Below are 5,636 nucleotides of genomic sequence, written 5' to 3' on the forward strand. Positions count from 1 at the left end.
TTCTGGAACTCTGGATCCTCGCCCTGACTTTACCTTCGGCACAGGGCGCCCCGCCGATCACGTTAGGAGATCTGCAGGCCGCCATTGATGTCATAGGTGGCGGCGGTGATGTAGCCGGCGTCGGGTCCCACCAGGAAGCAGATCAGGGCGGCAATGTCGTCAACAGTTCCTACCCGGCCCATCAGGATGTCCTTGGACATATCCTGTTTGCGCTCCTCGGTCAGGGTGCCGCCCATGATGTCGGTGTCCACAGGGCCGGGAGATACAGCGTTGACGGTGATCCCGTGTTCGCCCATCTCACGGGCCAAGGCACGGGTGAAGCCGATGATGCCGGCCTTCGACGCACTATAGGCAACCTTCGAGTACGTGCCGCCGCCGCGCTGGGCCGAGATGGAGGAAATGCTCACCACGCGGCCGAGCTTCCGCTCGATCATCCCGTGCAGCGCGCGCTGTGTGACCAGGAAGGTGCCGGTCATGTTGACGGCGAAGACCCGATCCCATGCCTTCTTCGTTTCCTGCATGAACTCGGTGGGGGAGCTGATGCCGGCCAGATTGACGACGGCGACGATCGGCGGCACCGAGGCCTCAACAGTGGTGATCGCGGCGTCGACCGATGCTTCGTCCGAGACATCAGCTGCGACGCCGACCGTCTGCACACCGTGCCGCTGCGCGATGTCAGCTGCGGCTTCTTCGGCGGCGGTGCCGTCGATGTCGAGGATCGCAATGGACCAGCCATCGCGGGCCAGCCGGTTCGCCGTCGCGCGGCCAATGCCGCGGGCCGAGGCTGCGCCGGTGAGGACTGCTGTGCGTTCAATCGGAAAGGTCATGTAATCTCCTGATGTTGTTGTTCCTGGTGGATGAAATGCTCGAAGTCGTCGTACGTCTGGTTGATGTGGGCCTGCATCGCTTTGCGCGCCACCTCGGGGTTGCGTGTGCGGATCGCCTCAAGGATCAGCGAGTGGTGCTCGATGGCATGCTGTTGCACCTCGTGGAACGACGACGTTTCACGCCGCATCGCGTACAGCAGTTGGCTGAGCGGCCCGAGGATCACCGGCACAAAGGGGTTCGCCGAGGCGCGGAAGATGGTCTCATGGAACGCGATATCCGCTGCAGTGACCGCGTCGAGGTCCTTCGCCTCGTGGGCCGCCTGCAACTCAGCGTTGGAGGCTTCCATCTGCGAGAGGTCCTCGTCGGTGGCATGCAGTGCAGCCAGTTCAGCGGCACCCGTCTCCACCATGCGACGGATTTCGAGCAGGCGCAGCGACACATCGGGGGAGTCAGCGGTGGTGGAGGCGTACCTGATGATGGCCTGCAGATCAGTCCACTGGGCTGCGGGATTCACGTAGGTCCCGAGACCCCGCTTGATCTGCACCACGTGTTGCGCCTGCAGCTGCTTGAGCGCCTCGCGCACCGTCAACCGGCTCACATCCAGGGATGCGGCCAGGTCTTTTTCCGGGGGGAGCGTCGCACCGGGCGGGTAGGTGCCGTCGATGATCCGCTCCAGGAGGTCATCGAACACCGATTCAGCGAGCGGTTTCCGTGCCATCGACGTCCCCTCCAACGGTGTTCAGGCTTACGGTGCGCCGCTGGGGTGCCACCACTTTGATCACTGCCGAGTCGTCGGCGGTGCCCAGGCCCTGGGTCTGACCGAGCAGGAACAGCTGTTCGGCCGCTGCGGCCACGGGCGCCGCAAGTCCGGCGCTCCGGGCAGCCTTGCCGACAATGCCCAAGTCCTTTACGAAGATGTCCAACCGGCTCAGCACCTCCGCGTCGCCGTCGTACCCCTGGACCATGCGCGGTCCGCGGTTGGAGAGCATGAACGACGCCGCCGCTCCGGTCTCCAGCGCGGCCAGCGCCTTGTGTTGGTCCAACCCGAGCGCGTCGGCGAGGGCCAGCGCCTCGGCCGCTGCGGCGATGTGCACGCCGCAGAGCAGCTGATTGACGGTCTTCATGGCCTGACCGTCTCCTGCCTTGTTCCCCACCACGGTCAGCGTCGACGCGAGCCGTTCCAGCACCGGCCGCGCCGTCTCCAGCACCGATGGTTCGGCGCCCACCACAATCAGCAGATCACCCTCGCCCGCTCGCACCGGGCCGCCGGACAGTGGCGCGTCAACCAGTGCTACGCCCAGTGCGCTGAGCCGCTCGGTCCAGGAGGCAACGGCGTCCATCCCCACGGTGCTGGTCATGACGACGACGGCGCCCGGCGTCAGCGCGGGAGCAATCCCATCGTCGCCGAAAAGGACGCCCTCCACCTGGACGGCGTCGCGGACCGCCAGCAGGACGATCGTCGCGCCGCTGACAGCGTCGGCGGCCGTCGGAGCGCAGGCGAGGCCGGTCTTCTCGGCCCGTTCCCGGGACGCCGGCATCGGATCGTAGCCAGTAACCGTGAAGGTGCCAGCCAGCCGGGTCGCCATCGGCAGGCCCATGGCGCCGAGGCCCAGCACGGCAACAGTATTGGACGTCATCTGGAGTTTCCCGTCGTTGTCGCGGATGCAGTTGTGGGGGAGCGCAGGATGTCCACCACGTCGGCGAGTGAGTCATCGGTTCCCACGTTGCCGGCGAAGACCACGAACGGGATAGAGCGTGCCGGCCCGTCGGCTGGCTGCCAGAGGGAGACAATGCCCGGCAGCATTGGGCCGCGCACCAGAGCATGGCGGATGGATAGCCCGTGGGCGGCGACGTCGGAGGACGTGATGCCGCCCTTGGCGATCACGAAGCGCACGGGCGCCGTGGCGATGGTGGTGCGGACGACGTCGACCACTGCCTGCGAAATGGTGCGGGCTATGTCGAGGCTCTGCTCAGGGTCGTCGGACCGGATCAGGCGACGGCTGGTGTGCAGGATGACCTCGCCGTGCGGCAGGCCCTCGACGACTGCCCGGACGGCTTCCGCGATCCCAGCGTCTCGGTGTTCCGCGTCCAGGACCGCTTCGACGTCGAGCTCCACGAGCCGGGCCTCGGGGCGTCGCGCCACCAGGGCGTCCAGCTGCCGGGTGGTGAGTCCCACATGGGAGCCCACCACAATCAGGCCACCGGAGTCGGGGGCGTCCAGATCGGCGAACACCTCCTCAGCCGTCAGCGGCTGACGTTCGGTTTGACCGATCCGGGCTCGAACAAACGGCGGACCGACGCGGTAGAGCAGTTTCTTGCCGCGGCTCTCGGCTTCCTCAAGGCCCAGGGCGAGGGCCCGGAGGTCATCTTCGGTGACGGCGTCGACCACGATGGGGACGGCGTCGGACGCCTGGCCGAGAGCGTCAGCAATACCCTGCGCGCCGCCGCGGATGATCGTCAGGTCCAATCGGATGACGGCATCCGCCGAGCCACCCGTCTTTTCTGCAACGTAATCGCCGAGGTCCGATGAGGTGAACCCGAAGGTGGCATCCTGGGCGAACTCGGTGTCAGCCACGGGGGTGAGAACGCCGTCGTTCCCGCGCAGGTAATGGACTCCACCGATGGTAACGCGGCCGGCATCGGGAAAGGCGGGAACCATGACGACGCCGTCGGTCTCGGTGCCGGTCTCCGATAGAAGAGTGGCCCCAATGACGTCGGTCTCCAGCGGGAAGTGGCCGCGGAGGGTCGAGTCACTGCGGCTGACAAACCCAATGGTGACTCCCGCGGCCGTGGCGGCGTTGAGGGAGTTGGTCACGATCTCCTGGTTGCGCGCTGCGGTGGTTTCCGGATCGAGGCTGCGGGTGTTGGTGAGGACGTAGACCGCCGGTGCCGGTGCGCCGCCGAGGCGCTGGGCGAAGGCCCACGCGAAGTCGCTCGGCTCCCAGGAGGTGAGGACCGGCAGATCGGCGACGGACTGCGTGCCGGTGGGGTCGTCGTCGAGGACCACCAGGATCCGTCCGGAGGCCTGGACGACGGCGGCGATCACCTCCGGTTTGATGGCCTGGACAGCTGGGTAGCCGTTGAGCAACTCTTCTTCGAGTATCACTGGTCCGCACTTTCGTCACTGTGTATTCGTCACAGGCACTTGTCAGATGTCATATGTCTAGTGCTAGTGTGACAGGCAGCACAGTGCCCGTCAAAAGAATCGACCCGGCCGGTGTGACCACCTGAGATGGCAACGAGGCCTGCTCAGTGACCAAGGAGCAGTACGTGGATATACAACTTCTTTTGGCGCTCGTCCTGGGTATCGCCACCATTATTGTTTTGGTGCTGAAGACCCGGCTCGATGCGTTCGTAGCACTCTTGATCGCGGCGCTGGTGACCGGCATTGTCGCCGGACAGGCGCCGCTGGACATCGTTTCGGCGATTACAACAGGCTTCGGTAACACGCTGGCGTCGATCGGCATTGTCATTGGCCTGGGTGTCGGAATCGGCAAGATCCTTGAAGTGTCTGGAGCCGCCAACTCCCTGGCCATGGCCTTCCTGAAACTCTTCGGCAAGGGTCGCGAGCCGTGGGCGCTGGGCAGCGTAGGCGCGCTCGTGTCCATCCCGGTGTTCTGCGACTCCGGCTATGTCATCATGAACCCGCTGGCCCGCTCGATCGCCCGGGTCAAGCGCGCCGGGTATATCACCCTCGCGCTGGCTCTCGGCTGCGGCATGACACTGACCCACCACCTGGTGCCACCCACTCCCGGCCCGCTGGCCGTCGCCGGCATCCTCGGTGCCGACCTCGGTGCGCTGATCCTCGCCGGCCTCGCCTTCACGGTGATCCTGCTGCCGATCGTGGTCTTCTACGCCAAATGGATTGGGCCGAAGATTGAACCATCCATGAATGAAACAGTTCGCGAGGCGGTGTACGGCACGGCTCACGCCGCGTCCGGACGTCGCGGCGGGACTGCCGTTGCCGACGTCGACGGCGGCACCGGCTCCACTGATGACGATGCGACCCCGTCGATGGACGTCGACAACAACACCCTTGGCACGCCCCCCGCGGGTGCCAGGCCGCACAGGGTCGGCGCCTTCGTGGCCTCGCTGCCGCTGCTGGTACCGCTGCTCCTCATCATCATGAACACCGTGAGCGGTGCCATCGACCAGAACAACCAGGGTGTTGTTGGCGGCGGCGAGTACACGCCGTCGGACTGGGTGGTTCCCCTCGCGTTCATCGGTAACCCTGTTGTTGCTCTGGTGATCGGTGTCATCCTGGCCGTCTACGTGCTGCTGCCCCGCTGGACCCCGCGCTCCAAGGTGCAGGGCTGGTTTGGTGAGGCAGCCGCCTCCGCTGGTCTGATCCTTCTTATCACCGGTGCCGGTGGTGCGCTCGGTCAGGTGCTGCGTAGCTCGGGTGTGGGCGATGCCCTCGCCGAAGCGATCGCTGGCACTGCGCTCCCAGCGTTCCTGGTGCCGTTCCTTATCGCCACACTGGTTCGTATTGCTCAGGGTTCAGGAACTGTCGCGATGATTACCGCTGCGTCAGTGACGGCGCCCCTGGTGGGTTCACTCGGCATCGACCCCATCGTCGCCGCGCTGGCCTGCACCGCCGGTTCGATGGTGTTCAGCTACTTCAACGACTCCTACTTTTGGGTGGTCACCCGCTTCGCCGGTCTCGACGGCGTCGCAGCTCTCAAGGGTTGGTCAGGCATCACGACGGCGGTCTGGGCCGGTTCCATCCCGCTGCTGTTCATCGCCAACGCGATCCTCGGCTGATCTAGCCGGTTTCTGACAACTGTGGCCGGGAGGCTCGGATCTGT

General features: G+C 65.6%; 5 protein-coding genes. 1 reads left to right on the top strand and 4 read right to left on the bottom strand.

The features are described 5' to 3' along the window. Positions 1–62: 62 nt before the first annotated feature. Genes Y703_RS0104460 through Y703_RS17955 form a run of 4 tightly spaced genes read right to left on the bottom strand, consistent with a single transcriptional unit; the run spans position 63 to position 3,934 of the window. Positions 63–827 (bottom strand): SDR family NAD(P)-dependent oxidoreductase, encoded by a 765-nt coding sequence (locus Y703_RS0104460; protein ID WP_026551746.1) that lies wholly within the window; start codon positions 825–827, stop codon positions 63–65. Then, positions 824–1,546, bottom strand: a complete 723-nt coding sequence (locus Y703_RS0104465; RefSeq protein WP_026551747.1) for a FadR/GntR family transcriptional regulator — start codon at positions 1,544–1,546, stop codon at positions 824–826. Before Y703_RS0104465 ends, Y703_RS0104460 begins: the two co-directional genes overlap by 4 nt. Further along, on the bottom strand, positions 1,524–2,465 hold the full coding sequence (locus Y703_RS0104470; protein WP_026551748.1) for an NAD(P)-dependent oxidoreductase: 942 nt from the start codon (positions 2,463–2,465) through the stop codon (positions 1,524–1,526). The genes Y703_RS0104465 and Y703_RS0104470 overlap by 23 nt, the downstream gene beginning before the upstream one ends. Then, positions 2,462–3,934, bottom strand: coding sequence for a four-carbon acid sugar kinase family protein (locus Y703_RS17955; RefSeq protein ID WP_051427305.1), 1,473 nt, complete (start codon positions 3,932–3,934; stop codon positions 2,462–2,464). Before Y703_RS17955 ends, Y703_RS0104470 begins: the two co-directional genes overlap by 4 nt. Before the next feature lie 164 nt (positions 3,935–4,098). Here Y703_RS17955 and Y703_RS0104480 point away from each other — a divergent pair, with 164 nt between their 5' ends. Further along, the gene (locus Y703_RS0104480) at positions 4,099–5,592 is read left to right on the top strand and encodes a GntP family permease (protein ID WP_026551749.1); all 1,494 of its coding nucleotides are present in this window, start codon (positions 4,099–4,101) and stop codon (positions 5,590–5,592) included. The last annotated feature ends 44 nt before the right edge of the window (positions 5,593–5,636 follow it).

This window comes from Arthrobacter sp. H20 (assembly GCF_000520515.1).
Classification (GTDB): Bacteria; Actinomycetota; Actinomycetes; order Actinomycetales; family Micrococcaceae; genus Arthrobacter_D.

Coding starts and splice junctions, on each gene's coding strand:
- Y703_RS0104460 (WP_026551746.1), bottom strand. CDS start 827: ATGACCTTTCCGATTGAACGCACAGCAGTCCTCACCGGCGCAGCCTCG.
- Y703_RS0104465 (WP_026551747.1), bottom strand. CDS start 1,546: ATGGCACGGAAACCGCTCGCTGAATCGGTGTTCGATGACCTCCTGGAG.
- Y703_RS0104470 (WP_026551748.1), bottom strand. CDS start 2,465: ATGACGTCCAATACTGTTGCCGTGCTGGGCCTCGGCGCCATGGGCCTG.